The organism is Amycolatopsis sp. NBC_00348 (assembly GCF_036114655.1).
Taxonomy (GTDB): domain Bacteria; phylum Actinomycetota; class Actinomycetes; order Mycobacteriales; family Pseudonocardiaceae; genus Amycolatopsis.
Map to the genome: position 1 here is coordinate 10688529 of NZ_CP107994.1, position 26861 is coordinate 10715389.

Annotated in this window: 22 protein-coding genes; 13 read left to right on the forward strand and 9 right to left on the reverse strand. The window is 70.9% G+C overall.

What is annotated here, in order from left to right; all coding sequences use genetic code 11:
- Positions 1 to 12: 12 nt before the first annotated feature.
- The 3 genes from OHS58_RS48545 (at position 13) to OHS58_RS48555 (ending at position 2348) form a co-directional block, all read left to right on the forward strand.
- Positions 13 to 990: a pentapeptide repeat-containing protein gene (locus OHS58_RS48545; RefSeq protein ID WP_328614545.1), complete on the forward strand. Its 978-nt coding sequence runs from the start codon at positions 13 to 15 to the stop codon at positions 988 to 990.
- A gap of 234 nt (positions 991 to 1224) precedes the next feature.
- Positions 1225 to 1347 (forward strand): hypothetical protein, encoded by a 123-nt coding sequence (locus OHS58_RS48550; RefSeq protein ID WP_328614546.1) that lies wholly within the window; start codon positions 1225 to 1227, stop codon positions 1345 to 1347.
- Between the two features lie 254 nt (positions 1348 to 1601).
- On the forward strand, positions 1602 to 2348 hold the full coding sequence (locus OHS58_RS48555; RefSeq protein WP_328646729.1) for a hypothetical protein: 747 nt from the start codon (positions 1602 to 1604) through the stop codon (positions 2346 to 2348).
- Here OHS58_RS48555 and OHS58_RS48560 read toward each other — a convergent pair.
- Positions 2301 to 3758 (reverse strand): MFS transporter, encoded by a 1458-nt coding sequence (locus tag OHS58_RS48560; RefSeq protein ID WP_328646730.1) that lies wholly within the window; start codon positions 3756 to 3758, stop codon positions 2301 to 2303. The two genes, OHS58_RS48555 and OHS58_RS48560, sit on opposite strands and share 48 nt — an antisense overlap.
- A gap of 278 nt (positions 3759 to 4036) precedes the next feature.
- Between OHS58_RS48560 and OHS58_RS48565 the strand changes: the two genes are divergently transcribed.
- Positions 4037 to 4618, forward strand: coding sequence for a short chain dehydrogenase (locus OHS58_RS48565; protein ID WP_328646731.1), 582 nt, complete (start codon positions 4037 to 4039; stop codon positions 4616 to 4618).
- Here the strand turns inward: OHS58_RS48565 and OHS58_RS48570 are convergent.
- Positions 4605 to 5108, reverse strand: coding sequence for a carboxymuconolactone decarboxylase family protein (locus OHS58_RS48570; protein WP_328649984.1), 504 nt, complete (start codon positions 5106 to 5108; stop codon positions 4605 to 4607). The two genes, OHS58_RS48565 and OHS58_RS48570, sit on opposite strands and share 14 nt — an antisense overlap.
- Before the next feature lie 125 nt (positions 5109 to 5233).
- Here OHS58_RS48570 and OHS58_RS48575 point away from each other — a divergent pair, with 125 nt between their 5' ends.
- Positions 5234 to 5698, forward strand: a complete 465-nt coding sequence (locus OHS58_RS48575) for a MarR family winged helix-turn-helix transcriptional regulator (protein ID WP_328646732.1) — start codon at positions 5234 to 5236, stop codon at positions 5696 to 5698.
- Here OHS58_RS48575 and OHS58_RS48580 read toward each other — a convergent pair.
- Together OHS58_RS48580 and OHS58_RS48585 are read right to left on the reverse strand one after the other, a co-directional pair.
- A complete protein-coding gene (locus tag OHS58_RS48580) occupies positions 5695 to 6111 on the reverse strand; it encodes a cupin domain-containing protein (RefSeq protein WP_326955116.1) in 417 nt (138 codons plus the stop codon). The genes OHS58_RS48575 and OHS58_RS48580 overlap by 4 nt on opposite strands.
- Positions 6112 to 6118: 7 nt before the next feature.
- On the reverse strand, positions 6119 to 7612 hold the full coding sequence (locus tag OHS58_RS48585) for an AMP-binding protein (RefSeq protein ID WP_328646733.1): 1494 nt from the start codon (positions 7610 to 7612) through the stop codon (positions 6119 to 6121).
- A 31-nt stretch (positions 7613 to 7643) separates the two neighbouring features.
- Between OHS58_RS48585 and OHS58_RS48590 the strand changes: the two genes are divergently transcribed.
- A complete protein-coding gene (locus OHS58_RS48590; protein ID WP_328646734.1) occupies positions 7644 to 8780 on the forward strand; it encodes an acyl-CoA dehydrogenase family protein in 1137 nt (378 codons plus the stop codon).
- Between the two features lie 38 nt (positions 8781 to 8818).
- Positions 8819 to 9769 carry an SDR family NAD(P)-dependent oxidoreductase gene (locus tag OHS58_RS48595; RefSeq protein WP_328646735.1) on the forward strand — a complete coding sequence of 317 codons (951 nt, stop codon included), beginning with the start codon at positions 8819 to 8821 and terminating at the stop codon, positions 9767 to 9769.
- On the opposite strand, the gene OHS58_RS48600 is transcribed toward OHS58_RS48595, so the two are convergent.
- Positions 9766 to 10944: an aminotransferase class V-fold PLP-dependent enzyme gene (locus tag OHS58_RS48600; protein ID WP_328646736.1), complete on the reverse strand. Its 1179-nt coding sequence runs from the start codon at positions 10942 to 10944 to the stop codon at positions 9766 to 9768. The genes OHS58_RS48595 and OHS58_RS48600 overlap by 4 nt on opposite strands.
- Before the next feature lie 45 nt (positions 10945 to 10989).
- Between OHS58_RS48600 and OHS58_RS48605 the strand changes: the two genes are divergently transcribed.
- On the forward strand, positions 10990 to 11622 hold the full coding sequence (locus OHS58_RS48605) for a GntR family transcriptional regulator (protein WP_328646737.1): 633 nt from the start codon (positions 10990 to 10992) through the stop codon (positions 11620 to 11622).
- Positions 11619 to 12377, forward strand: coding sequence for a metallophosphoesterase (locus tag OHS58_RS48610; RefSeq protein ID WP_328646738.1), 759 nt, complete (start codon positions 11619 to 11621; stop codon positions 12375 to 12377). Before OHS58_RS48605 ends, OHS58_RS48610 begins: the two co-directional genes overlap by 4 nt.
- Here the strand turns inward: OHS58_RS48610 and OHS58_RS48615 are convergent.
- The 4 genes from OHS58_RS48615 to OHS58_RS48630 form a co-directional block, all read right to left on the reverse strand.
- Positions 12374 to 13999, reverse strand: a complete 1626-nt coding sequence (locus tag OHS58_RS48615; RefSeq protein ID WP_328646739.1) for a CocE/NonD family hydrolase — start codon at positions 13997 to 13999, stop codon at positions 12374 to 12376. The genes OHS58_RS48610 and OHS58_RS48615 overlap by 4 nt on opposite strands.
- Before the next feature lie 85 nt (positions 14000 to 14084).
- Positions 14085 to 15011: an asparaginase gene (locus tag OHS58_RS48620; RefSeq protein WP_328646740.1), complete on the reverse strand. Its 927-nt coding sequence runs from the start codon at positions 15009 to 15011 to the stop codon at positions 14085 to 14087.
- On the reverse strand, positions 15008 to 16432 hold the full coding sequence (locus tag OHS58_RS48625; RefSeq protein ID WP_328646741.1) for an amino acid permease: 1425 nt from the start codon (positions 16430 to 16432) through the stop codon (positions 15008 to 15010). Before OHS58_RS48625 ends, OHS58_RS48620 begins: the two co-directional genes overlap by 4 nt.
- A 4-nt stretch (positions 16433 to 16436) precedes the next feature.
- Positions 16437 to 17084 carry a FadR/GntR family transcriptional regulator gene (locus OHS58_RS48630; RefSeq protein WP_328649985.1) on the reverse strand — a complete coding sequence of 216 codons (648 nt, stop codon included), beginning with the start codon at positions 17082 to 17084 and terminating at the stop codon, positions 16437 to 16439.
- 170 nt (positions 17085 to 17254) lie between these two features.
- Between OHS58_RS48630 and OHS58_RS48635 the strand changes: the two genes are divergently transcribed.
- The 4 genes from OHS58_RS48635 to OHS58_RS48650 all read left to right on the forward strand — a co-directional run bounded on the left by OHS58_RS48635 (position 17255) and on the right by OHS58_RS48650 (position 26797).
- Entirely contained in the window at positions 17255 to 19795 is a 2541-nt protein-coding gene (locus OHS58_RS48635; protein WP_328646742.1) for a GH92 family glycosyl hydrolase, read from the forward strand.
- Between the two features lie 199 nt (positions 19796 to 19994).
- Positions 19995 to 23582 carry a DNA polymerase III subunit alpha gene (gene dnaE, locus OHS58_RS48640; RefSeq protein WP_328646743.1) on the forward strand — a complete coding sequence of 1196 codons (3588 nt, stop codon included), beginning with the start codon at positions 19995 to 19997 and terminating at the stop codon, positions 23580 to 23582.
- Between the two features lie 109 nt (positions 23583 to 23691).
- Positions 23692 to 25176 (forward strand): MFS transporter, encoded by a 1485-nt coding sequence (locus tag OHS58_RS48645; protein WP_326951822.1) that lies wholly within the window; start codon positions 23692 to 23694, stop codon positions 25174 to 25176.
- Positions 25177 to 25603: 427 nt separating this feature from the next.
- The gene (locus OHS58_RS48650; protein ID WP_328646744.1) at positions 25604 to 26797 is read left to right on the forward strand and encodes a low temperature requirement protein A; all 1194 of its coding nucleotides are present in this window, start codon (positions 25604 to 25606) and stop codon (positions 26795 to 26797) included.
- Positions 26798 to 26861: the final 64 nt, after the last annotated feature.

Here is a 26861-nt window from a genome sequence, read left to right on the forward strand (position 1 = left end):
CACAAGGGGGCAATGTTCAAAATGGAGCACGACTCCGTCGAAGAAAACGGCGTCCCTGCGGAAGTCATTCCTGGTGCACGTAAGGGGCGCTGGCACCTTGTCTTCGAATGGAAGGGTTGGTCGGCAGTCACGTCGGTGGTGACGGCCTTCGCGGCAATTTTTGCCGTCGTGGTTACCTTGCGATCCTTGCAGGTGACACAGGAAGGGCAACTTGCGGATCGTTTCAGTAAGTCGGTCGAGCAAATTGGTTCGGAAAAGCTAGACGTAAGACTTGGTGGAATATATGCCCTCGAAGTAATTGCACGTGATTCAACAGATAACTATGCAACTGTAATGGAAGTCCTCTCGGCGTTCGTGAGGGAACATGCCCCGGCGAGTTCGTGCCCGCCAAGAATGGGCACGGGAGAAGAGCGGAAGGCTCTGGCGACCGATATTCAAGCCGTGATAACTGTCCTTGGGCGGCGCGACGTGCGACAGGATGTGGAATCCTTGGACTTGCAGCGCTCCTGTCTTCAGGGAATTCGAATTAAGGGAGCGAATTATAACAATGCGAACTTTTCGAATTCCGACATGCGCGCCGCATCAATACGAGACTCAAGCTTTCGCGGTGCCGACTTGGAGGACGTTTATCTGAGTACGTCGTCGGTCGAGCGTACGGACTTCTCTGAGGCTAATCTTGCTTACGCCAAGGCGCCGTGGTCAAAATTTACTCAGCTGAAGTTCACGCACGCGAAGATGGTTGGCGTGAAATTTGCGGGTGCTTTTAGCCTGCGGGGAGACGACTTGAGTGGCGCAGATCTTACGGTTGCGGATCTTTCGGCCGTCGACTTGGAAGGTGCCGATCTCACCGGCGCCACTCTGAATGGCGTTGTTCCCGGCGGAGGCATGAACACGGCTATCGGTGTGACTCAATGGCCACCACCTGCGGCGGACTGTATCGACCGTGAGAACGGGTTCGTTCCTCCGCATCTCAGGCCGCGTGAGTGTTAGCTTTGACGGTTTGAGAGCTGCGCTACCTGCGTCGGCGGTCGCTGTAGTGCAGCTCTACGTTCGAGCGGCCAAGAGAATCCTGCGCAACCAGGCGGGTTGAGGAGTCATCTCGCGGGGACTGTCAGTGCTGTGGGCCGACAACTCCCGAGACTGTGGGCGCCGACGACATGTCGAGCAGGCCGACCTACGCGAGGTCCTTGAGCACGCCGATCGACGGGATGGTGTGATCGAGGCATGACCGACCAGACCTCCGCCACACCAACCTGCGCGAAGTGCGGCGACGCACCGGCTGGCCTCGGCGGCATTCTTTGCCCCGACTGCCTGGCCGCGATCGCTGCTCGACGGCTCGATGCTTAGTGGATGGGCGGGTGAAGTGCTGGTCAGCCAGCTCAGGATGCGTCCTCGGTGACATCAGTTGGCGACATCAATGTCTGTGAACGACCCTGAACTGACCTGGTCGGACGTGGCGCGGTTAGACTCTGATGAACACTCAATCCGCAGGTCAGGCGCAAGAACCACATGATTTACACCCGAGCGGTCGCAGGTTCGAACCCTGCTGCGCCCACCTGAATCCTCGAAGGGACCTGGCTGAACGCGTGCACGGTGCGGCGGTGCAGGTCTTCCTGGTGGCCGGCTCGATCGAGGCGATCGCGGGCGTGGCCTGGTCGTCGTTCCGGTGGTGGTTCGCGCGTGGGCTGCGCCGGTACCGCGTGACGGCGGTGCGTCCGCTGCCGTCGGTCCTGCGGGTTTCCCTCGTGGCCGGCACCGTCGTCGACGAGCTGAGCGGTGGGGAACGCGAACTGCTGCGCACCACCGTGCCCGTGCTGGTGGACGACGTCGTGCGGTGCGGACCGGCCGGAAGCGGCCGGGTGCGGTTGCTGCCCACGCCCCGGACCGCGCTGCCCGCCGCGTTCGTCGTGCGCGGGGTGCTGCTGGTGGCGTTCGGCCTGGCCGCCGGGCAGCTGGGCCTGGCCGGCGACGTCACCGCGTCCTACCTGCTCGTGGCCTGGGTGTTCACCCTGTTCGGGGCGTTGTCCGCGGGGATCGCGGCGGGCCGCCTGCGCTTCGGACGGCGAGCCCGCGAGATCGAAGGTGACGTCGTCGACGAGCGGCGGTGGCTGAACCGCGCGCCGAGCGAGCCCAAGATCCGGTACACCGTCTACGGACGGACGCGCTCGGCGTGGGCCGGGCGGTACACCTTCGTGTCGCCGCGGGTCGGGAAGACCGTCGCCGTGCTGCTCGACCCGCGCGCCGAGGCGTCCGTCCGCCGGGTGGGCGGCAGCTTCGGGATCTACCAGTTCTTCGGCGCCCTAGCGGGCCTGCTGGGCGTCCTGCAGTTCCTCGGCGCGCTCGGCTGAGGCCCGCATCCGCGTCACCAGCAGGGCCAGACCCGCGAAGAGCACCGCCGCGATCACGCCCGTGACGTTCAGGCCGGTCGTGAACGCCGTCTTCGCCTGGTTCGCGACGTCCGCGCGGGCGACGTCGGCGGCGAGGGTGGTGCCGGCCGGGAACGTGTGGTGGTAGACCGCCGTGGCGACCAGGCCGATGAAGGCCAGCCCCAGCGAGCCGCCCAGGTAGTTGCCGGTGTCGGCCATCGACGCGGCCGACCCGGCGCGCTCCGGCGGCACCGAGCCGACGACCAGGCCGATGCCCAGCGCGAAGAGCGGGCCGGTGCCCAGCGTCAGCACCGCGATCCCCGCGACGACCAGCGGGAGCCCGTCGGTGCAGGCCAGCATCAGGCCGCCGGCGGCCGAGACCACCAGGCCGCCGGCGATCGCCGTCACCGGGGCCAGCCGCCGGGCCAGCGCGGGCGCCACCGTCGTGCCCGCCGCGACACCGATGCCCATCGGCGCGAACAGCAGGGCCGACGCGAGCGGCGAGTAGCCGAGCACACCCTGCAGGTACTGGGTGACCAGCAGGCCGACGCCCGCCATCGCGACGCCCGCGAACACCAGCGCGACCAGCACGGCGGTGAACGGCCGGTTCCGGAACAGCCGCAGGTCCAGCAGCGGCACCGGGCGCCTCAGCTGGCGGCGGACGAACACGGCACCCAGCACGGTCCCGGCGACGATCGCGCCCAGCGGCACGAGCAGGCCGGCGCCGGTGGTCAGCTGCTTGAGGCCGAACACGACCAGCAGGACCGCGGCGAGCGAGAGCGCGACGCCGCCGAAGTCGAGCCGTCCCGGCGCGGGCGTGCGGAACTCGGGCAGCAGGATCGGCCCGGCGATCAGCAGCACGGCCATGGCGGGCACGGCGATCAGGAAGATCGAGCCCCACGCGAAGTGCTGGAGCAGGAACCCGGCGAGGACCGGGCCGAGCGAGCCGCCGGCGAACTGGCAGGTGGCCCAGATCGAGATGGCCTGCCCGCGCTGCCGCTCGTCGCGGAACATGTTCGTGATCAGGGCGAGCGTCGAGGGCATGAGCGTCGCCCCGGCGATCCCCAGCGCCCCGCGGGCGGCGATGAGCAGCCCGGGAGTGGTGGCGAACGCGGCGACGACGGAGACGGCCGCGAAAGCCGCCCCGCCGACGAGCAGCAGCCGCCGCCGGCCGATCCGGTCGCCGAGGGTGCCCATGGTGATCACGAACCCGGCGACGAGGAAGCCGTAGCTGTCGGTGATCCAGAGCTGCTCGGTACCGCTCGCGCCCAGGTCGGCGCTCAGTTTCGGCAGGGCGAGGAACAGTGAGGTCATGTCCATCGCGACGAGCAGGGTGGGAAGCACGAGCACGAGCAACCCCAGCCACTCGCGCCGGCCGGCCGGCTTGTCCATTTCGACTCCTTCTCGGTGGTGTGAACACCAAGGGGTCGAAGCCGCGACGGGGGACCGGACACGACTCGGTGAGAGCTGGGTCACAAACCGAAGGGGATGGGACTGGTCGCCGGTGACGGAGTCGCGGATGCCGCCTGGCCGGGTGCTTCGACGACCGATCATGAGCACCGACCTGGACCCGCAAGTCATGACCCAGGTGGTTTTCGACGCCTTCCCAAGGCACCAGGCGGCCCTTCTGAGCCGGGAATCCGGTTGCCGGGCCCGCTAACGTCGACGGGGTGAAGATCGTCGTGCTGGGTGCTACCGGGCTCGTCGGCCGGGCCGTCGTCGCCGCTCTCGGGCCGCGCCACGAGATCGTGCCCGTCTCACGGACGTCGCCGGTTCGCGCCGACCTGACCGACCCCTCCTCTCTCGACGCGCTGTTCGAGACCGGGCCCGACGCCGTGGTGTGCTGTGCTGCCAACGTCCCGCTGCGGCCGCTCGGCGACCTGACCAACGGCCAGGTGCTCGACGACCTGCGCGGCAAGCTGCTCGGCCAGGTCGCGCTCGTGCGGCTCGCCGCCGGGCGGCTGCCGGACGGCGGCTCGATCACCCTCACCGGCGGAACGTTCACCGAGTCGATCCCCGGCAGTGGCCTCGGCGCGCTCGTCAACGCCGGGCTCGAGGGCTTCGTCCGCTCCGCGGCCGCCGAGCTGACGCGCGGGCTGCGCGTCAACGCCGTCAGTCCGGGCTGGATCAGCGAAACCCTGGAAGCCATGGGCGAAGACGGCCACCGCGGGACGCCGGTGGCCGTCGTCGCCGAGGCCTACCGGGACCTCGTCGAAGGCGACGCGAACGGCACGACCGTCAGGCCGCGGTAGCGTGCCAGGCGTGGGCGGCGAAGACGTCGTCCAGCGGTGCTCCCGTCAGGCGGTTCGCGAACGTCGACAGGGTGTAGGTTCCGATGCCCAGCACCACTTCCAGCGCGTTCCGCGGCGTGTAACCCGCGCCGGTGAACGCGTCCAGTGCCTCGGGTGGGACCTCGCCCGTCGTGTCCATGACCGCGTGCACGAACCCGCGCAACGCCTCCAGGCGCGGCGAGGGCAACGCCGACTCCGCCCGCAGCGCCGTGACCAGTTCCGGTGCGGCGGCGAGGCCGTGCAGGGACGCCGTGTGCATCGCGACGCAGAGGTGGCAGCCGTTGCGGGCGGCGACCGTCATGATCAGGACCTCGCGGTCCAGCGCCGGCAGGGTGGTGGACTCGAAGATCGCGTTCAGCTTGAGGAAGCCGTTCAGCAGCTCGGGTGACGTCGCCAGGCGGGCGACGGCGGCCGGGACGTGGCCGCCGAACTTCTTCGCCGTGGCCGCCATCGCGGGGCGGGCGGCCGGGGGAGCAGACTCCGGGGTGTGATCGGGGAACAAGACGTCTCCAGACGTAGGATCGACAACGTGGTTGTCGAAACCGTAAACCTGGTTGTCGAACTTGGCAAGGGGCTATGACCGACGTACCCGGCTACGAGCTGCCGTTCCTGCTCTTCGGCGGCTTCCGCACGCTCATCGACCGCCTGCACGCCGAGCTCGCGCGCCGCGGGCACGCGGGCGTCCGGCCGTCGTACGGCTTCGCGATGCAGGCCATCGGCGTCCAGGGCGCGACGGCGTCCGAGATCGGCCGGCGCCTCGGCGTCTCCAAGCAAGCGGCGGGCAAGACCGTCGAGCGGCTCGAGGCGCTGGGGTACGCCGAGCGCGCCGACGACCCGGCCGACGCGCGCCGCAAGATTGTGCGGCTCACCGACCACGGCGTCGACGCCCTCACGAAGTCGGCGGAGATCTTCGACGAGCTGCGCGCCGACTGGGCGCGCACGGTGGGCACCGAGCGGATGGCGGCGCTGGAGACCGACCTGCGCGCCGTCGTCGGCCCGGCGGCCTACCGCCTCGACGCGGCGGGCTGGTTCACGAGCTAGAAGCCGCAGCCCGGGTTCGGCGCGTCCTCCGAGAGCGGGCTGCCCGCCGGGAGCACGTACAGGACTTCGAGGACCATCGGCGTCGTCCCGAGGTTGCGGCCGATGTGCACCTGGTCGGGCCGCTCGGTGAACGCCTGACCGGTGCGGTAGCGGCCGTCGAGGGAGCAGTCGGCCAGGTTGTGCGTCAGCGTTCCCGCCTTCACGTACGCGTAGAGCGTGCCGTCGTGGAAGTGCCAGCCGGTGTAGCCGCCGGGCTGGATGGTGATCTCCCGCAGCGTGTAGTCGGTGTGGCCGATCGTCTTCTGCGAGAGGATCGTGCCGGTGACCCCGCTGCCGGGCGTCGCGGACGCGGTGGCGGGCAGCATCAGCAAGGCCGCGAGTGCGGCGGTGGTGACGGCGATCGGCTTGCGCATCGGGCGGTCAGTCCTTCCGGAGGGTGCGCCGCAGCATCTTGCCCGACTCCGTGCGCGGCAGCTGCTCGGTGAAGTCGAACCGTTTGGGGGTCTTGAACCCGGCCAGGGCGGCGCGGCAGTGCTCGGCCAGCCGCGCGGCCAGGGCGTCGTCACCCGGCACGCCGGGGATCGGCTGGACGACGGCGATCACCCGCTGGCCCCACTCGTCGTCCGGCTCGCCGATCACCGCCGCGTCGGCGACGTCCGGGTGCGAGAGCAGCCGCGCCTCGATCTCGGCCGGGTAGATGTTGACCCCGCCCGACAGGATCAGGTCGGTGCGGCGGTCGAGCAGGAACACGCGGCCTTCGGTGTCGCGGTGGCCGAAGTCGCCCACCGTCAGGAATTCGCCCGATCGGGCGGCCGCCGTCTTCGCCGGGTCGCCGAGGTAGTCGAGCGCGGTGTGCGCCGAGCTGAAGTAGATCGTGCCGGGCTCGCCGGCCGGCACCTCGGCGCCGTCGTCGTCGACGATCTTCAGCCGCACGCCGGTCAGCGGCCGGCCGACCGTGCCCGGCGCCGCCAGCCACTCCGCCGCCGTGACGCCGCAGATCAGGCCCTCCGACGCGCCGTAGTACTCGTGGACGACCGGGCCGAGCCACGCGATCATCCGCTCCTTGACCTCGGGCGGGCACGGCGCCGCACCGTGGATCACGCTCACCAGGCTCGCCAGGTCGTACCGCGCGCGGACGTCTTCGGGCAGCCGCAGCAGCCGGTGGAACATGGTCGGCACGAGGTGGGTGCTCGTCACCCGGTGGCGCTCGATCAGCCGCAGCGTCTCCTCGGCGTCGAACTTGTCCATCAGCACGGCGGAATGCCCGAGGTGCATCGCGTTGACGCTGAACGAACCGGGCGCGGCGTGGTAGAGCGGACAGGCGACCAAGTGCACACCCGGGCCCTCGTGGACGTCCATCATCGCGAGCAGGTCGCGGTGGATTTCGTGCAGGGACGGCGGTTTCCCGCTGAGCGCGCGGCGGACGCCCTTCGGCCGGCCCGTGGTGCCCGACGTGTAGAGCATCGTCTGCCCGGCCGTCCGCGGTTCCGGCGCGGTCGACGGCTCGTCCTCGCCCCAGGACGCGTAGTCCGCCCAGCCGTCCGCCGCACCGACCGAAAAGTGTTCCACCGCAGCCAAAGGCGGGCAGTCGCGCGCGATGTCCGCGTCCGCGACGACGACGCGTGCGCCGCTGTTGCCCACCACGTAGGCGATTTCCTCGGCGGAGGAGCGGTAGTTGACCGGCGTGAAGTACATCCCCGCCTGCAGCGTGGCGAACAGCAGCTCGAAGTACGGGAGTCCGTTGTGGACGATCGCGACGACGCCGTCGCCCGCGCCGAGGCCGAGCCGGTGCAGGGCGTGCGTCAGCCGGTTCGCCCGCGCGGCCAGCTCGCCGAAGGTCGCGGACCGCCCGTCCGGGGCGAGCACCGCGAGCCGGTCCGGGTGCTGTGCGGCGACGTCGTAGAAGGTGCTCACGCACCGCACGCTACCGGGTACGGTGCGACGCATGGACGTGGACGTTTTCGGGCAGGTGCTCGGCGCGGTGCGGGAGTTCGTGCGCAAGGAGGTCGTCCCGCGCGAGGTGGAAATCGACGAAACCGACGAAATCCCCGCCGAGATCCGGGAGAAAGCGGCCGAACTGGGCTTGTTCGGCTGGGCGCTGCCCGAGGAGTACGGCGGCCTCGGGCTGGGTATGGCCGAGGACGTCCGGCTGGCCATCGAGCTCGGCTGGACGACGCCCGCGTTCCGGTCCCTGTTCGGCACCAACAACGGCATTGCGGGCCAGGCGATCGTGCACTACGGGACGCCGGATCAGCGCACCCGCTGGCTGCCCCGGCTCGCCGCCGGCCAGGCGATCGCGTCGTTCGCGCTCACCGAGGCCGAAGCCGGCTCCGACCCCAGCGGGCTCACCAGCCGCGCGGTCCGCGACGGCGACCGCTACCGGCTCTCGGGCACCAAGCGGTTCATCACCAACGCGCCGCTCGCCGAGGTCTTCGTCGTGTTCGCGCGCACCGAACCGGACAGCGCGGGCAGCCGCGGCATCTCGGCGCTGCTGGTGCCCGCGGGCGCGCCCGGCGTCACCGTCGGCCCGCACGACGCCAAGATGGGCCAGGCCGGCGCGTGGACGTCGGAGGTCGTCTTCGACGACGTCGAGGTGTCGGCGGACGCGCTGGTCGGCGAAGCGGGCAAGGGCTTCGGCATCGCGATGGCCTCGCTCGCCCGCGGCCGGCTGCACATCGCGGCGCTGTGCGTCGGGATGGCGGAACGCGCGCTGGCCGAAGCCGTCGAGTACGCGCGCACGGCTCGCCAAGGCGGTCACCCGATCGGGGAGTTCCAGCTGGTGCAGGCGCTGCTGGCGGAGTCGCACGCCGAGCTGGCGGCCGGCCGCGCGATGGTGCACGAAGCCGCCGCGCGGTACGACTCGGGCGAGGACCGCAAGCTCGGGCCGTCGTCGGCGAAGCTGTTCTGCACCGAGATGCTCGGCCGGGTCGCCGACCGCGCGGTGCAGGTGCACGGCGGGACGGGGTACGTCCGGGGCGTCACGGTCGAGCGGATCTACCGCGACGCGCGCCTGTTCCGGATCTACGAGGGCACCAGCGAGATCCAGAAGCTCGTGATCGCGCGGCAGCTGCTCAAGGGCTGACTTGCGCTGGAGTGCACTCCAGCTCTTAACGTCGGGGTATGACCACTGCACAGCACAAGATCGGCTCGGGCTTCGACGCCACCAGCACGGCGGCCGACGTCCTGGCCGGCATCGACCTGACCGGCAAGCTCGCGATCGTCACCGGTGGCTACTCCGGCATCGGCCTCGAGACGACGCGCGCGCTGACGCGGGCGGGCGCGCACGTCGTCGTCCCGGCCCGCCGCCGCGCGACGGCGGAGGAAGCGGTGCGGGGCTTGAAGAACGTCGAGATCGACGAGCTGGACCTCGGTGACCTCGACAGCGTCCGCGCGTTCGCCGAGCGGTTCGTCGCGTCCGGGCGCGGCATCGACGTCTTCATCGGCAGCGCCGGGATCATGGCGGCGCCGGAGACGCGCGTCGGCCCGGGCTGGGAGGCGCAGTTCGCGACCAACCACCTCGGCCACTTCGCCCTGGTGAACCGGCTCTGGCCCGCGTTCAACCCAGGCGCGCGCGTCGTCTCGGTGTCCTCGCGCGGCCACCACTTCGGCCCGGTCCGCTTCGACGACCTGAACTTCGAGCAGGGTTACGACAAGTGGCTCGCCTACGGCCAGGCGAAGACGGCGAACGTCCTGTTCGCGGTCCAGCTCGACAAGCTCGCGCAGGGCCACGGCGTCCGCGCGTTCGCCCTGCACCCGGGCCGGATCCTGACCGACCTGGTGCGCCACCTGAGCCGTCAGGAGCTGGTCGACGCGGGCATGGTCGACGAGACCGGGCAGGTCACCGGAGCCGGGGCCAAGACGCCCGAGCAGGGCGCCGCCACCCAGGTCTGGGCGGCGACGTCCCCGCAGCTCGACGGCCTCGGCGGGGTCTACCTCGAAGACTGCGACGTCGCCGAGCCCACCCCGGCCGACGGCACCCGCGTCGGCGTGCGTGACTACGCGATCGACCCGGCGCTCGCCGAGCGACTGTGGACGGTGTCGGCCGAACTGACCGGCGTCGACGCCTTCTAGAGCTTCTCGACCGCCTTCACGAGCAGCTCGATCTCGTCCTCGGTGTTGTAGTAGTGCACCGACGCCCGGACGAGGTCCGGCAGCTCGCGCGCGGTGAAGTCGAACTGCGCCGACGTGCGCGACGACACCGACGTGTTGATCCCCGCCTCCGCCAGCCGTGCCTTGATGTCCGCGGCGGGCGTGCCCTCGACGCTGAAGGTGACGATCCCGCACTTCTTCACGCCTACGTCGCGCACTTGGGCGCCGACGTCGGCCAGCCGGCCGCGCAGCGTCCCGGCCAGGGCCGCGACGCGGGCTTCGATGGCCGGCAGGCCCCACTCGAGCGCGTAGTCGATCGCCGCGCCGAGGCCGAAGACCGCGGCGAAGTCGCGTTCCCACACCTCGAAGCGCTTGGCGGTCGGGTCGACGACGTACTCCGTGGGCGCCGTCCAGACCGCCGAGTGCAGGTCGAGCATCGCCGGCTCCAGCCGCTCCCGCAGCCGCGGGTGGACGTACAGGAAACCGGTGCCACGCGGCCCGCGCAGGTACTTGCGGCCGGTCACCGACAACGCGTCGCACTTCAGGCGCGAGACGTCGAGGTCGAGCTGGCCCACGGACTGGCACGCGTCGAGCAGGAACGGGATCCCGGCGGCTTCGGCGACCTCGCCGATCTCCTCGGCCGGGTTGACCAGCCCGCCCTGGGTGGGCACGTGGCTGACGGCGATCAGCTTGACGCTGCCGTCGATCCGGCGCTTCAGGTCCTCGACGTCGAGCTGGCCGGACTCGTCGTCGCCGACCACCTCGACGACCGCGCCGGTGCGCCGGGCGATCTGCAGGTACGCGATCGCGTTGCTGGCGTACTCGGCGGTGGAGGTGAGGATCCGGTCGCCCGCGGCGAACGGCAGCGCGTAGAAGACGGCCTGCCAGGACCGCGTCGCGTTGTCGGTGATGGCGATGTCGTCGGGTTCGCCGCCGACCAGCCTCGCCGCCGACGTGTACACCGCCGCCAGCCGGTCCTTGGCTTCGGCGGCCGCTTCGTACCCGCCCATCAGCGCTTCGTGGCGCAGGTAGTCGACCACCGTGTCCGTCACGACGGCCGGGGGCAGGGCGGATCCGGCGTTGTTGAAGTGGACCACTTCCGCGCAGCCGGGGGTCTCACGGCGGGCGCGGTCGACATCGAAGCCGTCAAAGGTCATGCCAACTGAATACAGTACGACCCGATTGCATGCAATACTGCCCGGATGGCCCGCACCCCTTTGCGCAGCGATCTCATCGAGGAGATCACCACCCGCGTGCTCGACGGGCGGCTCGCCGCCGGCGCCCGCGTCAACGAGGTGCACCTGGCCCGCGAGCTGGGCGTCAGCCGGACGCCGCTGCGGGAGGCGCTGATCGGGCTCGCCGGCCGCGGCCTGCTCGTTTCCGAGCCGGGGCGCGGCTTCCTCGTGCCTCCGTTCGACCCGGACGAGGCCCGCCGGCTCTACCCGCTGGTCGCCGAACTGGAGGCCCTCGCCCTGCGCTGGACGTCGCCACTGGAGCTCGCCGGGCTGCCCGACGCGCTCGACGTCGTCGCCGACGGGATGGCCGCGGCGCTGGAGCGCGGCGATGATCTGTCCGAAGTGGACGAACAGTGGCACGCGCTGCTGCTGTCCCGCTGCCCGAACCCGCACCTGCTGCGGTTGATCGAGCAGACCAAGCCCCTGCTCAAGCGGTACGAATCGTGCTACTTCGGCGGGGCCGCCCGCGCCGGGGAGAGCATCGGCGAGCACCGCCGGATCGCCGCGGCACTGCGGGACGGCGACCTGCCGACGGCGTCCGCGGTGCTCGTCCGCAACTGGGTGAAAGCCTTGGCCTACCTGGGGAAGGACCAAAGATGATCATCGCGCACCTGAGCGACCTGCACCTCGACGACGGGCCGCGCGCGGAGGAACGCGTCGCCGCCGTGATGGCGTACCTGGACGGGCTGGCGGTCGGCGCCGTCGTCGTCACCGGCGACATCGCCGACCACGGCGCGGCCGCGGAGTACGCACGCGCGGCTGCGCTGCTGAAGCACCCGGCGCCGGTGCTGGTGTGTCCCGGCAACCACGACGTCCGCGCGGCTTTCCGGACCGGGTTGCTCGATCAGCCGCCGTCCGACGGTCCGATCGATCTCGCGCGGGAGGTCGACGGCGTGCTGTTCGCCATGTGCGACTCGACGATCCCCGGCCGCGGCGCGGGTTACCTCGCCGACGAGACCCTCGCCTGGCTCGACGGCGTGCTGTCCGGCGGCGACGGCCCGGCGTTCGTCGCCTTCCACCACCCGCCGGTCGAGGTCGGCCTCCCGCTGGTGGACGGCATCCGCCAGACGGGGGAGGAGCGGCTGGCGGCGGTACTGGCCCGCCACCCGCGCGTGGCGGCGCTGCTGGCCGGCCACGTCCACACCGGCGCGTCGACGACGTTCGCCGGCGTGCCGCTGCGGATCGCCCCCGGCGTCGTCTCGGGCTCGCTGCTACCGGTCGAGCCGGGCGGCGACCGCGGCTGGGACGAGGGCGGCCCGCTCGAGTACGACCGGCCGCCGTCGCTGCTGTTGCACGCATTGCACGACGACGGCCGGGTGACCACGCACCACCGCGTGGTCCCGTACGTCTTTTAGGGAGTGAAGATCGGCAGCGTGATCCGGGACGGCCGGGCCGCGTCGTGGAAGATCTCGAAGCGGTTCGGCTTGCCGTCCACCGCCGCGGTGACCGGTTCGTCCGTGCCGTGGTTGCGGGCGAACCGCGGGAACGCGCCGCCCGCCACCTGGACGCGCAGGCGGTGGCCGCGGCGGAAGCGGTAGGCCGTCGGGTCGAGCGTGACCTCCGCCGTCACCACGCCGTCCGCGTCCGCCTCCGGGAAGCCCGGGCGCAGCCGGAGGATCCCGTCGGTGACGTTGCGGGAGACGCCGCCCGCGTCGACGTCGCAGAGCCGGACGTAGACGTCGGCGTGCCCGAGCTCGGTGCGCACGTGCACGGTCGCGGCCACCTCGCCGATGACGTCCAGGTCCGACGCCAGCGGCTCGCCGGTGAAGACCAGCACGTCCGGCCGGGCCTCGACCTCCTGGTTGTCACGCTGCTTCGTCACGCCGGTCAGCAGTGGCCCGCCGACCGCCGGGGTCGGGTCCGCCGGGTCGTAGGTGAACGTCGTCGGCCGCGCTTCGCCGCCGCCCACCTCGCCGAGGCCGCCGATCGGGCGCAGGTGTGACGCCGTCGCGGTCGACGGCGGCGGCCACGCCTCGAAGTCCAGCCAGGTGTCCGCGCCCTGCAGGAAGATCCGGACCGGCGCGCGCTGCAGGAACGTGCGGTCGCCCAGCAGGTGGGCGCGCAGGAACCCGAGCTGGTCCTGGATCATCGGACGCATGCTCGCGGGCTCGCCGTGGGACCACGGGCCGATCGTGATCCGCGGCGCCTTGCCGGCCTCGGCGAGCCGCCGGAAGTCCTGCAGCTGCCCGCGGATGAACAGGTCGTACCAGCCGGTGACCATCGACACCGGGACGTCGAGCTTCTCGACGTCGGCGCTGTGGTCGGACATGGCCCAGTAGGTGTCGTCCGGCACGAAGTGCTCGGTGATGTCCTGCAGGAACCGCACCGGCTTGCCGATCGCGGCGACGTCGGCGCCGCTGAGCGGCAGGTGCGCCATCGCGCGGCGCGTCTTGCGCGCCTGCAGCGGGTTCGGGAACGCGCCGAAGCGCTCTTCCTGACGGCCGATCATCGCCGACCACGACACCATGTTGTCCGCCGCGAGCACGCCGCCCGGGTAGAACGTCGAGACGAACTCCGACGCCGTGATGCCGAGGCACATGGCGGCCAGTGGCGGGTCGAGGTAGGGCCCGAGCGCCCACTGCGTGTGCCCGAGGTAGCTGGCGCCCGCCATCGCGAGGTTGCCGTCGCACCACGGCTGCGCGCGCAGCCATTCGGCGGTGGCGACGCCGTCCTCCCGCTCGAGGTGGAACGGCCGGAACTCGCCGCCGGAGCCGAACGAGCCGCGGGTGCTCTGGATGACCGTCTGCAGCCCGTGCCGCGAGAACGTGTTCCCGAACAGCTTCGACAGGAGGCCGGCGCGCCCGTACGGCGTGCGGATCAGCACCACCGGCGCGGGCGTGTCACCCGCCGGGGCGTACCGGTCCGCGAGCAGCGTGACGCCGTCGGGCATCGGCACCGGCAGGTCGCGCGTGATGACCGGTTTCGGTCCTTCGGCGCGGGGGAGTCCGAGAGCTCTGTCGACAAGTCGGTCCAGCACGGGCACACGCCTTCCGAAGCGGAGTAACACCTTCCGGATCCGACGGTACCCGAGGTCGCGCGCCTGGCAACCGGAGCGACGTGGCTCAGGGACTTCCCACGGCGAGTGCTTCGGCCAGTTTTCCGGTGACGCGCAGGTTTTCCGGCCCGGGCGGCACGCGCACACCGCACAGGGCCAGCGCCGCGGCCAGCACGGGCCGCCGGGCCCGGTCGCCGCCGTCGGCGATCTTGATCGCGATCGCCGTGCCGTCGGGCAGGGCCGCGACCTGGACGGCTTCGAAGCCGTCCTTCGCGATGAGCCCGGGCACCGCGCGCAGCACGGCGGTGACGTCGCGGCGGCTGCCGCCGACCAGTTCGGGGTGCCGGCGGATCCCGTCGGCGACCAGGTGCTCCGGCGTTCCCGGCGCGGCCGTGGCGATCTTCGAGAGGGCCGTGGCGAGCCCGCGCAGCGTGGTCGCGAACAGCGGCGCGCCGCAGCCGTCGACCGCGACCCGGTCGATCGCGCGGCCGGTCAGGTCCTCGAAGGTGGCGGCGATCGCGCGCTGCAGCGGGTGGGCCGGGTCGAGGTAACCGTCGGCCGCCCAGCCGGTGAGCTCGCAGGTCGCGAGCATCGCCGCGTGCTTGCCGGAGCAGTTGTGCGCGAGCTTGCTCGGGGCCCGCCCGGCCGCGACCCAGGCGTCGCGTTCGACCGGGTCGTACGGGAAGTCAGCCGGGTTGCCCAGCTCGCCGGGGGAGCGCCCACCGAGCACCGCGGCCGCGGCGTCGAGGTGCATCCGCTCGCCGGAGTGGCTGGCCGCCGCGATGGCGAACCCGGCGGGCGGCAGGCGCAGCCCGAGCCGCGCCATCGCCGTGGCCTGCACCGGTTTCGCGGTCGACCGCGGGTACATCGGGGCGTCCGGCGCGCCGGCGTCGAACAGGGTGGTGCCGTCCGGGGCGAGCACGATCACCGAGCCGTGGTGCCCGCCCTCGACCATGCCGTCGCGCACCAGCTCGACCAGGAGTTCGTGGTTCACAGGCCCGCCTTGTCGAACGCCTTCATGTCGATCCGCTTCCGCACGGCGAACCAGCCGGCGACCAGCGCGAGAGCGATCACCGGCAGCGCCATGAGCGTGATCCGGCCGGTCTCGTCGAAGCCCATCAGCACCACGACGGCGGCGAGGAACACCAGCGTCACGATCTCGGTGTAGGGCGAGAACGGCAGCCGGAACGACGGCCGCTCCAGGCCGTCCCGCTCGGTCTTGCGGACGAACAGGAGGTGGCAGAGCACGATGATGGCCCAGGTCGCGAGGATGCCGATCGCGGCGAAGTTCAGCACGATGTCGAAGGCCTCCTTCGGCACCAGGTAGTTCAGCCCGACACCGAGCACGCAGACCGACGCCGTCAGCAGGATCCCGCCGTAGGGCACCTGGTTGCGGTTCAGCACGCCGGTGAACTTCGGCGCGGACCCGGCCGCGGCCATCGACCGCAGGATCCGGCCGGTCGAGTACAGCCCCGAGTTCAGACTGGACAGTGCCGCGGTGAGCACGACGAGGTTCATCACGCTGTCCGCGGCCGGCACACCCAGGTGCGACAGCACGGTGACGAACGGGCTCTGCTCCTTCGTGTAGGAGCTCCACGGCAGCAGCATCGCCAGCAGCACGACCGAGCCGACGTAGAACACGGCGATGCGCCACATGATGGAGTTGATCGCCTTCGGCATGATCTTCTCCGGGTGCTCGGTCTCGCCCGCGGCGACGCCGACCAGCTCGATGGACGCGTAGGCGAACACCACGCCCTGCACGATCATGACCATCGGCAGCAGCCCGGCCGGGAAGATCCCGCCGTGCCCGGTGATCAGCCGCGGCCCGCCCGCGACGCCGTCGATCGGCGTCCGCGTCGCCAGCAGCACGATCCCGATCACCATGAACAGCACCAGTGCGGCGACCTTGACGATGGCGAACCAGAACTCCATCTCGCCGAACAGCTTCACCGAGACCAGGTTCAGCGTCAGCACGACGGCGAGCGCGATCAGCGCGAGCACCCACTGCGGGATCGGCGTGAAGAACGACCAGAAGTGCGCGTAGAGCGCGATGGCCGTGATGTCGGCGATGCCGGTGGTCGACCAGTTCAGGAAGTGCATCCAGCCGGCGACGTACGCGCCCTTCTCGCCCATGAACTCCCGCGCGTAGGAGACGAACGCGCCGCTCGAAGGCCGGTACAGGATGAGCTCGCCGAGCGCGCGGACGACGAAGAACGCGAAGAGCCCGCAGACGGCGTAGACGATCGCCAGCGCCGGTCCGGCCTGGGCGAGCCGCCCGCCCGCGCCGAGGAACAGGCCGGTGCCGATGGCCCCGCCGATCGCGATCATGGTGACGTGCCGCGGTTTCAGGGCCTTGCGGTAACCGGCGTCGCCCGCGTCGGCGGTGGTCTCCGGGGTGAGAGTCTGTTCGGTCAAGGTGCTACTCGTCCCCGTTCACGATGCTGGTCAAGGTGGCTTCGACGTGCCGCAGGTGGGCCGTCATGGCCTCGACCGCGGCGGTTTCCGAGCCGTCGGCGATCGCCGTGACGATCGCCCGGTGCTCGACGTTCGAGCGGTGCCGGCGGTCGCCGAGCTGGTTGAGGAAGGCGGACTGGCGGGCCAGCGCGTCCCGGATCTCCTCGATCACCTTCCCGAACACGGGGTTGCCCGACGCCTGGGCGATGGTGATGTGGAAGAGCGAATCCAGCGCGACCCACGCGGTGTTGTCGGTCTCGGCGTCCATCCGCTCGACGAGGTGGCCGAGCAGGTCGAGGTCGTCGGCGGAACGCCGCAGCGCCGCGTACCCGGCGACCGGGATCTCGACGTGCCGGCGCACCTCGATCAGGTCGCGGGCCGAGTACGGCCCGAACACCGGGTGCTCGGCGGGCCCGGTCGCGGTGACGAAGGTGCCCTTGCCGGACTTCGACTCGGTGAGCCCGAGCGCCTGCAGCCCGCGCAGCGCCTCCCGGACCACCGAGCGGCTGACCTCGAACTCCTTGCCCAGCGCGGCCTCGGACGGCAGCTTGTCGCCGACGGCGTACTCGCCGCGTTCGATCTGGCGGCGCAGGTGGGCCAGCACGGCCTCCATGGCGCTCACCCGCCGGGGACCGGCTGTCCGGCTGTCGGACAGGTTCATGGATCGGATGCTCGGTCCCGGCCGCGGCGGTGTCAACGCGGGACCACGCGCTTGTGGCTCACTTCACCGGCCACCCTGACAACCGGACAGAAGTTCACCGGGTCGTTGACGGGTGCAAACGGGTGACCGTAGCGTTGCGCAGCGTCAGTCTGACAACGTTGTCGCACGTCACCGGCGAAGGGCGGGCCATGGCCGCGCGGAAGATCCTGACCCTGCTCGGAGCGGTGGCCCTCGCGGCGACGCCGTTCGCGACGCCCGCCGCGGCCGGTGTCGAGCTGGTCGCCGACCCGGCGTCCTACGTCGACCCGCTGATCGGCAGCACCAACGCGGGCAACACCTACCCGGGCGCGACGACGCCGTTCGGGATGATCGCCTGGAGCCCGACCACGACGAAGGGCCTGCAGAACGGGACCGGCGCCGCCGGCGGTTACCAGTACGACGTCACGCGGGTGCGTGGCTTCAGCCTCACCCACCTCAACGGCACCGGCTGTACGCCGGGCGCGTCCGGCGACGTGCCGATCATGCCGTTCCCCGGCGCCGTCCTGTCGTCGCCGTCGGCCGACCGCGCCGACCAGGTTTTCGCCAGCGACTTCTCGCACGCCGACGAGACCGCCGAGCCGGGCCACTACGGCGTCGGCCTGGCCAACGGCGTCGGCGTGGACCTCACCACCACCGACCGGGCCGGGCTCGGCCGGTTCACCTTCCCCGCGGACAAGCCCGCGAACCTGCTCTTCCGGACGTCGAACTCGCTGCCGGGCAGCTCGAACGCCTCGATCAGCATCGACGCGGCGCACCGGCGGGTGACCGGCTCGGTCGACTCGGGCGGCTTCTGCGGCCGCACCACCGGCGGCGAGGAGAACCAGCGCTCCTACTACACGCTGCACTTCAGCGTCACCTTCGACCAGCCGATCACCGGCCAGGGCACCTGGGTCGACGGCACCCTGCGGCCGGGCACGAGCAGCGCGACCGGCGGCGAGGGCTTCACGGACGCCGCACGCGTCGGCAAGGGCTCGGGCGGCTACGTCGGCTTCGACGCGAGCAAGGGGCCGGTCACCGCGCGGATCGGCATCTCCTACGTCAGCGCCGCCAACGCCCAGCGCAACGCCGACGCCGAGATCCCCGCCGGCCGGACGTTCGACGGCGTCCGCGCGTCGGCCCGGAAGGCCTGGCAGGACCAGCTGACGAAGATCGAGCTCGGCGGCGGCACGCACGCACAGCTCACGACGTTCTACACCGCGCTGTACCACGCGCTGCAGCAGCCGAGCCTGGCCAGCGACGTCACCGGCGAGTACCTCGGCAGCGACCGGAAGGTCCACCGGCTCGCGAAGGGCCAGCACGCGCAGTACGGCACGTTCTCCGGCTGGGACGTCTACCGCGGGCAGGTCCAGCTGCTGGCGTTCCTCGACCCGGCCCGGGCGGGTGACTACGCGCAGTCGCTCTACAACTTCGCCGGGCAGAACGGCGGTGAGTGGGACCGCTGGCTGCACGACAACGGCGGTACGCACGTGATGTCCGGTGACCCGTCGGCGCCCGCGCTGGCCGGGATGTACGCCTTCGGCGCCCGCGGCTTCGACGTCCAGGGCGCCTTCGGCTCGCTGACCCGCGCAGCCACCGTGCCGACCGCGAACGACACCCGCGACGCCGGCTGCCCGATCCAGTGCGTCGGCCAGCGGCCGGGCCTGGCCGACTACCTGAAGCTGCACTACGCGCCGGACGACGCCTGCCACTGCTGGGGCTCGGCCGCCGAGACGCTCGAAGACTCCGTCGCCGACTTCGCGCTGTCGGACTGGGCGTCCCGCATCGGCAGTGACCCTTCTACATTCCTCGCGCGCTCCGGCTACTGGCGCAACCTGGTCAACCCGCGGGCGAGCGCCGACGGCCCGTACGTCCAGGCGCGCAAGGCCGACGGCTCGTGGGTGACGCCGTTCCAGCCGTCGACGGACACGGGCTTCGTCGAGGGCAGCAGCGCGCAGTACACGTGGATGGCTTCGCACGACGTCGCCGGCATGGTCGGCGGCCTGGGTGGCGCGCCCGCGACGGTGAAGCGCCTCGACGGCTTCTTCCACGACGCGGCGGGCAACTGGGCGCTGTCGGGCGTCGACGACGTCCACTACAACCCGGGCAACGAGCCGGACATCAACGCGCCCTGGCTCTACGACTACCTCGGCCGGCCGTGGCAGACGCAGCAGACGGTCCGCCAGATCGTGAACACGGTCTACGGCCCGGGCACCGGCGGCCTGCCGGGCAACGACGACCTCGGCACCATGTCCGCGTGGTACGTCTTCGCCACGCTCGGCATGTTCCCGCAGGTCCCGAGCCGCGCCGACCTCGTGCTCGCGTCGCCGTTGTTCCCGCGCGCGGTCGTCCACCGCGGCAACGGCGCGACGATCACGGTGGAGGCCCCGCGCGCCTCGGCGGACACCTACTACGTCCAGGGCGTGCGCGTGAACGGCTCGCCGTCGGCCAAGCCGTGGGTTTCGGAGTCGTTCGTCGCGAACGGCGGCACGATCACCTACGACCTGTCCACGACGCCGAACCCGACGTGGGGCACGGCGTCCGCGGACGCCCCGCCGCAGGCCGCGCTCCCGGCATTTCACCCGAACGTGGCCGCCCCGGCCGTGACGCCGAAGGCCACGCGGAGCCTCGTCACCCCCGCCGGCTGACCCCGCCCGGCGACCACCCGATCACGGTCCGGCGCAGTGATCATCACCGCTCGAAGCGGTGGCGCGTCGCACCGCCGGAACCGTTCCGGCGAGGAGCAGAATCGAGCGCGAAGAGCGCGTGCGAGGACTGTCGGTGCCACGGGTTAGGGTGAGGGATCCGGGCGCGCCGGTCCCATTCACCTAGGGGAGGTTTTCGCTGGTGTCGAACGATTCCTTCGTCCACCTGCACGTCCACACCGAGTACTCGATGCTCGACGGTGCGGCGAAGATCGCTCCCCTCTTCGCGGAGGCGGCGCGCCTCGGCATGCCGGCGGTCGGCATGACCGACCACGGCAACATGTACGGCGGCGACGAGTTCTACCAACAGTCCAAGAAGCACGGCATCAAGCCGATCATCGGCATCGAGGCCTACGTCGCGCCGGAGAGCCGCTTCCACAAGAAGCCGGTCTTCTGGGGGCAGCAGAACCAGCGCGGGTCCGACGAGCTGGGCGAGGGCGGCGACGTCTCGGGCGCCGGCGCGTACACCCACATGACGATGCTCGCGCAGAACGCCACCGGCCTGCGGAACCTGTTCAAGCTGTCCTCGCTGGCCAGCATGCAGGGCTACTACCGCAAGCCCCGGATGGACCGCGAGCTGATCTCGGAGAACCACTCGGGGATCATCGCGACCACCGGCTGCCCGTCGGGCGAGGTGCAGACCCGGCTGCGGCTGGGCCAGAAGGAAGCGGCGATCCAGGCCGCGTCCGACTACAAGGACATCTTCGGCGCCGGCAACTTCTTCCTCGAGCTGATGGACCACGGCCTGCCGATCGAGCGGTCGGTCCGCGAGGGCCTGCTCGAGGTCGGCCGGCTGCTCGACCTCAAGCCGATCGCGACGAACGACTCGCACTACGTCACCAAGGACCAGGCCGACACGCACTCGGCGCTGCTGTGCGTCCAGGCCGGCAAGACCCTCAACGACCCGACCCGGTTCAAGTTCGACGGTGACGGCTACTACCTCAAGGCCGCCGCCGAGATGCGCGAGTACTGGGACAAGGAAGTCCCCGGCGCGTCGGACAACACGCTGCTGATCGCCGAGCGCGTCGAGTCCTACGAAGACGTCTACTCGCACAAGGACCGGCTGCCGTTCTTCGAGGTGCCCGAGGGCTACGACCAGGGCGGCTGGCTGCGCGAAGAGGTCGCGAAGGGCCTGGCCTGGCGGTTCCCGGCCGGTCCGCCCGAGGGTTACGACGAGCGGATCGAGAAGGAGCTCGACGTCATCATCGGGAAGGGCTTCCCGGCCTACTTCCTGATCGTCGCCGACCTCATCAGCTACGCCCGCCGCGTCGGCATCCGCGTCGGCCCCGGCCGTGGTTCGGCCGCCGGTTCGCTGGTCGCGTACGTGCTCGGTATCACCAACCTGGACCCGATCCCGCAGAAGCTGCTGTTCGAGCGGTTCCTGAACCCCGAGCGCGTCTCGATGCCCGACATCGACATCGACTTCGACGACCGCCGGCGCGGCGAGATGATCCGGTACGCGACCGACAAGTACGGCGTCGACAAGGTCGCCCAGGTCATCACCTTCGGCACCATTAAGACCAAGGCGGCGATCAAGGACTCGGCGCGGGTCCACTTCGGCCAGCCCGGTTACGCGATCGCGGACAAGATCTCCAAGGCGCTGCCGCCGCCGATCATGGCGAAGGACATCCCGCTCTCGGGCATCGTCGACAACAAGCACGAGCGCTTCGGCGAGGCCGCCGAGGTCCGCGCCCTGGTCGAGACGGACGAAGAGTGCAAGACGATCTTCGACACCGCCCGCGGTCTCGAAGGCCTGATCCGCAACGCGGGCGTGCACGCCTGCGCGGTCATCATGTCGTGCGACCCGCTGACCGACGCGATCCCGCTCTGGCAGCGTGACGACGGCTCGATCATCACCGGCTGGGACTACCCGTCGTGCGAGGCCATCGGCCTGCTGAAGATGGACTTCCTGGGCCTGCGGAACCTGACGGTCATCGGTGACGCGATCGACAACATCAAGACCAACCGCGGGATCGACATCGACCTCGACACCCTGGGCGTCGAGGACAAGGAAACCTACAAGCTGCTCGCCCGCGGCGACACGCTCGGCGTGTTCCAGCTGGACGGCGGGCCCATGCGCGACCTGCTGCGCCGCATGGAGCCCACGGTGTTCGACGACATCGTCGCGGTCGGCGCGCTCTACCGCCCCGGCCCGATGGGCATGAACGCGCACAACGACTACGCCGACCGCAAGAACAACCGGCAGAAGGTCAAGCCGATCCACCCGGAGCTCGACGAGCCGCTGCGGGAGATCCTGGCCGACACCTACGGCCTGATCGTGTACCAAGAGCAGATCATGCACATCGGCCAGAAGGTGGCCGGGTACACGATGGGGCGCGCGGACGTGCTCCGCCGCGCGATGGGCAAGAAGAAGAAGGAAGTCCTCGACCTCGAGTACGACGGCTTCGAGGCCGGCATGAAGGCCAGCCCGCTGCTCGACGGCGGGTTCTCCGCCGAGGCCGTCAAGGCGCTCTGGGACACGATCCTCCCGTTCGCCGGCTACGCGTTCAACAAGAGCCACGCGGCCGCGTACGGCCTGATCTCGTACTGGACCGCCTACCTCAAGGCGAACTTCCGGGCCGAGTACATGGCCGCCCTGCTGACGTCGGTCGGCGACAACAAGGACAAGTCGGCGGTCTACCTGTCCGAGTGCCGCCGCCTCGGCATCAAGGTGCTGCCGCCGGACGTCAACGAGTCGGCCCTGCGGTTCGCGGCCGTCGGCGAGGACATCCGCTTCGGCCTCGGCGCGGTCCGCAACGTCGGCGCGAACGTCGTCGAGTCGATCATCAAGACCCGCGCGGAGAAGGGGAAGTACTCCACCTTCACCGACTTCCTCGACAAGTCCGAGCTCGTGGTCTGCAACAAGCGGGTCATCGAGTCGCTGATCAAGGCGGGCGGGTTCGATTCGCTCGGCCACACGCGGCTGTCGATGATCCAGGTCCACGAAGACGCGGTCGAAGCCGTCGTCCCGCTCAAGCGCCAGGAGGCGATGGGCCAGTTCGACCTGTTCGGCTTCGGCGGGGAAGACGGCGAGGAGGCCGCGCCGTCCTCGTCGCCGCTCGCGCACCTGAAGTTCGGCGACGAGGAGTACCCGCGCAAGCAGCTGCTCGCCTACGAGCGCGAGATGCTCGGCCTGTACGTCTCGGCCCACCCGCTCGACGGCGCCGAGCGGATCCTGCGCAAGCACGCCCCGAAGCCGATCGCCGGAATCCTGGCCGACCCGCCCCGGGAGGGCGAGCTCGTCATCTCCGGGTTGATCACGTCGCTCGAACGGCGGGTCAACAAGAAGGGCGAGCCCTGGGCGATCTGCACGGTCGAGGACATGGACGCCTCGCTCGAGGTGCTGTTCTTCCCCAAGTCGTACGCCTTGTTCTCCTCCGAGCTGATCGAGGACAACGCGGTGCTGGTGAAGGGCCGGATCAACTGGCGCGAAGACAAGATGTCGATCTTCGGCGGCGGCCTGGCGACGCTGGACCTGTCCGAGGTCGGCACCGGCAACGGTGACGACGAGCCGCCGCTGGTCCTGCTGGCCGCGGCGGAGAAGATCGACCAGTCGGTGGTGAGCGAGCTGCGCTCCACGCTGCTCGCGCACAAGGGCGAGACGATGGTCCACCTCAAGCTGGTCGGGCGGAACCAGACGGTGTTCGCGCTCCACGACTACCCGGTGAAGGTCAGTTCGATGCTGATCGGCGAGCTGAAGGGCATCCGCGGGATCACCGCGTCGACCTGAGCACGGCTTCGAACGGGCCGGATCCGCGCACACCGCGCGCGGATCCGGCCCTTCGTGTTTGCTGAGTGGGTATCCCCGCCCCGTGAGCACCGGTGAGGTCAGCCCCTCGATGGACGACTACGAACCCGACCCGAAGCGCTGGAAGGCGCTGGCCGTCTCGCTGACGGCCGGGTTCATGGGCCTGCTCGACGTCAGCATCGTCAACGTCGCGCTGCCGTCGATCCAGCGCGACCTGGGCGCGAGCAGCGGCGGGATCCGCTGGGTCGTCTCGGGGTACGCGCTGGCGTTCGGCCTGGTCCTGGTCACCGGCGGCCGCCTCGGCGACGCGTTCGGCCGCCGGAAGATGTTCCTCGGCGCGCTCGCGGCGTTCGTCGCCACCAGCGCGCTGGCCGGCGCGGCCCCGAACGAGACGACGCTGGTGCTCGCGCGGCTCGCCCAGGGCATGGCGGCGGGCATGCTCACGCCGCAGAACACCGGCCTGATCCAGGACCTCTTCCGCGGGCCCGAGCGCGGCCGCGCGTTCGGCATGTTCGGCGCGGTCGTCGGCATTTCGACGGCGGTCGGCCCGATCCTCGGCGGCGTGATCCTCGCCGTCTTCGGCGATCCGGACGGCTGGCGCTGGGTGTTCTACGTCAACGTCCCGATCGGCGTGCTCGCGTTCGCCCTGGCCCTGCGGCTGCTGCCCCGCAGCGAGAAGAGCGGGCTCAAGCTGCGGTCGGAGATCGACTTCGTCGGGATCCTGCTGCTCGCCGTCGCGGTCCTCGGCGTCCTGCTCCCGGTGGTGGAGTCCGACGACGGCGGTCCGGCGCGGCTGTGGTGGATGTTCGTCATCGCGCTCGTCTTCGGCGCCGGCTTCGTGCGCTGGGAGCACTCGCTGGTCCGGCGCGGCCGGTCGCCGCTGCTGGACACCCGGCTGTTCACCGGCACCCCGGGGTACGCCAGCGGCGCCGCGGTGGGCGCGCTCTACTTCTGCGGGTTCGCCGGGATCTGGCTGGTCTTCGCGATGTTCTTCCAGCAGGGCCTCGGCTACACACCCCTGCAGTCCGGGCTGTCGGTGACGCCGTTCGCGCTCGGCTCGGCGGTGGCCGCGGCCGTCGCCGGCCGGCTGGTGCCGCGCTTCGGCCGCCGGCTCACCGTCACCGGGCTGGCGCTGGTCGCCCTCGGCCTGCTGATCGTCGCGCTGCTGGCCCAACTGGTGCCGCCCGCCGCCGCGGGCTGGGCGTTCGCGTTGCCGCTGGTGCTGGCCGGGGTCGGCGGCGGCATGGTGATCTCGCCGAACACGACATTGACGCTGGAGTGCGTCCCGGTCCGGCTGGCCGGCGTCGCCGGCGGCGCGCTGCAGACCGGGCAGCGGATCGGCACGGCGATCGGCACGGCCGTGCTGGCGTCGGTCTTCGGCGCGGTCGTCGTCGCGGCGGGGGACTATCAGGTGGCGCTCACCGTCGCCCTCTGCTGCGCGGCCGTCCTGACGTGCGGCGCGCTGGGCCTCGCCGTGGCCGAACTGCGGGCGCGGAGACACCGTGCGCAGCTTTCCGGGGACGATCGGGCGGCCGGCGGGGCCGAGACGTCCGCCGCGGACGTCCACCGGGGCTAGGACACTACTTTCCGCAGATTCGCGATGCTCCAAACGAGTGACGAGCACGGAAAGGCACTGGTGCTACGCAGAGCGACCGGGTAGATCTTATGGAGCCTTCACTGCGCGGCTTCGGCTACCGACAGTGGCAATCGATCGGCCACCCGGGGATGGGGTGACCGGTCTGAGCGACCGAAGCGTCCGGAGTTCGAGGGAGTGGACACACTCGGTCACCTTCCGTCCAGTGAGTGTCGGCGTCCGCGGGGGACCGTCCGGCACTCGCGGAAGGGCTGCCCATCGGCCGGCCGCAGCGCGCGTGACGGCGGCGGGCGGGCCCGGGTGAGGGGGAACCGGGCCCGCCCGTCCTTTTCGCCCGTGTCGCGCTTTCCCGCTGCTCGTGATCATGTTGGGATGACCGGATCCGACAGGCACGAGCCCGGGAGGGTCCATGACCGAGCAGCCGCCGCGGCCCGGAAGCCGGATCCGCCTGTGGCACCGGCCGATGCTGGCGCGCGACCGAAGTGAGCGCCACCGCGTCGCGACGCCGCTGGAACTGCTGTTCGACCTGTGTTTCGTGGTCGCCGTCGGCCAGGCGGCCGCGCAGTTGCACCACGCCTTCGCCGAGGGCCACATCGGCCACGGCGTGTTCTCCTTCGCCCTGGTCTTCTTCGCGATCTGGTGGGGCTGGCTGAACTTCAGCTGGTTCGCGTCGGCCTTCGACACCGACGACGTCCCGTACCGCCTGGCGACGCTGGTGCAGATCGCCGGCGGCCTGACCGTCGCGGCCGGGGTGGAGACCGCCTTCGAGGGCGACTTCCGGCTGATGGTCGCCGGCTACGTGCTGATGCGGCTGTCGATGGTGACGCAGTGGCTGCGCGCCGCGCGGTCGGACCCGCCCTGCCGGCCCGCCGCCCTGCGCTACGCCGTCGGGATCACCGCCGTCCAGGTGCTGTGGATCGCCCGGCTGTGGCTGTCGGGAACGCCGGCCGTCATCGCCTTCTTCGTGCTCGTCGTGCTCGAGCTCGCCGTCCCGCTGTGGGCGGAGCGCCGGTTCGGCACGACGTGGCACCCGCACCACATCGCCGAGCGGTACGGCCTGTTCACGCTGATCGTGCTCGGCGAGGTGATCCTCGGCGCGACCACCGCGATCAAGGAGGGGGCCGCCGAGGCGGAGCACGTCGGCGGGCTCATCTCGCTCGCCGCGGCCGGCCTGGTGCTGGTGTTCGCCATGTGGTGGCTGTACTTCGACCAGCCGGGGCACGCGCGGCTGGTTCGCCGGCCGACCCTGTTCACGACGATGAGCTGGGGTTACGGCCACTACCTGATCTTCGCGTCCGCGGCGGCGGTCGGGGCCGGGCTCGAGGTGGCGGTCGGCTACGACACCCACACGCTGCACGACGTCGGCCCGATCGCCGCGGCGATGGCGACGACGGTGCCGGTCGCGATATTCCTGCTGAGCGTCTGGCTGCTGCACATCGGCCCGGCCAACGAGTGCCGGCCGATCGCGGTCGGCTTCCCGGTGACCGCGGTGCTCGTCGTCGCGGCGTCGTTCACGCCGGTGCCGATCCACGTCACCGCGGTGCTCACGGCCGCGCTCGTCGCCGTCACGGTCGTCTTCGCCCACGGGCGGCCGCGGGAGTAGATCGCCGCAGGTCAGCGGCCTGGTGTGCAAAAAGGGGACCCCCCTGTGCGAGGCCGTTTCGGGG

What these genes read in the sequence shown, in the direction of transcription:
- OHS58_RS48545 (WP_328614545.1), top strand. Translation starts at nt 13, where the DNA reads ATGTTCAAAATGGAGCACGACTCCGTCGAAGAAAACGGCGTCCCTGCG.
- OHS58_RS48550 (WP_328614546.1), top strand. Translation starts at nt 1,225, where the DNA reads ATGACCGACCAGACCTCCGCCACACCAACCTGCGCGAAGTGCGGCGAC.
- OHS58_RS48560 (WP_328646730.1), bottom strand. Translation starts at nt 3,758, where the DNA reads ATGGACAAGCCGGCCGGCCGGCGCGAGTGGCTGGGGTTGCTCGTGCTC.
- OHS58_RS48570 (WP_328649984.1), bottom strand. Translation starts at nt 5,108, where the DNA reads ATGGCGGCCACGGCGAAGAAGTTCGGCGGCCACGTCCCGGCCGCCGTC.
- OHS58_RS48575 (WP_328646732.1), top strand. Translation starts at nt 5,234, where the DNA reads ATGACCGACGTACCCGGCTACGAGCTGCCGTTCCTGCTCTTCGGCGGC.
- OHS58_RS48580 (WP_326955116.1), bottom strand. Translation starts at nt 6,111, where the DNA reads ATGCGCAAGCCGATCGCCGTCACCACCGCCGCACTCGCGGCCTTGCTG.
- OHS58_RS48590 (WP_328646734.1), top strand. Translation starts at nt 7,644, where the DNA reads ATGGACGTGGACGTTTTCGGGCAGGTGCTCGGCGCGGTGCGGGAGTTC.
- OHS58_RS48595 (WP_328646735.1), top strand. Translation starts at nt 8,819, where the DNA reads ATGACCACTGCACAGCACAAGATCGGCTCGGGCTTCGACGCCACCAGC.
- OHS58_RS48600 (WP_328646736.1), bottom strand. Translation starts at nt 10,944, where the DNA reads ATGACCTTTGACGGCTTCGATGTCGACCGCGCCCGCCGTGAGACCCCC.
- OHS58_RS48605 (WP_328646737.1), top strand. Translation starts at nt 10,990, where the DNA reads ATGGCCCGCACCCCTTTGCGCAGCGATCTCATCGAGGAGATCACCACC.
- OHS58_RS48610 (WP_328646738.1), top strand. Translation starts at nt 11,619, where the DNA reads ATGATCATCGCGCACCTGAGCGACCTGCACCTCGACGACGGGCCGCGC.
- OHS58_RS48630 (WP_328649985.1), bottom strand. Translation starts at nt 17,084, where the DNA reads ATGGAGGCCGTGCTGGCCCACCTGCGCCGCCAGATCGAACGCGGCGAG.
- OHS58_RS48645 (WP_326951822.1), top strand. Translation starts at nt 23,692, where the DNA reads ATGGACGACTACGAACCCGACCCGAAGCGCTGGAAGGCGCTGGCCGTC.
- OHS58_RS48650 (WP_328646744.1), top strand. Translation starts at nt 25,604, where the DNA reads ATGACCGAGCAGCCGCCGCGGCCCGGAAGCCGGATCCGCCTGTGGCAC.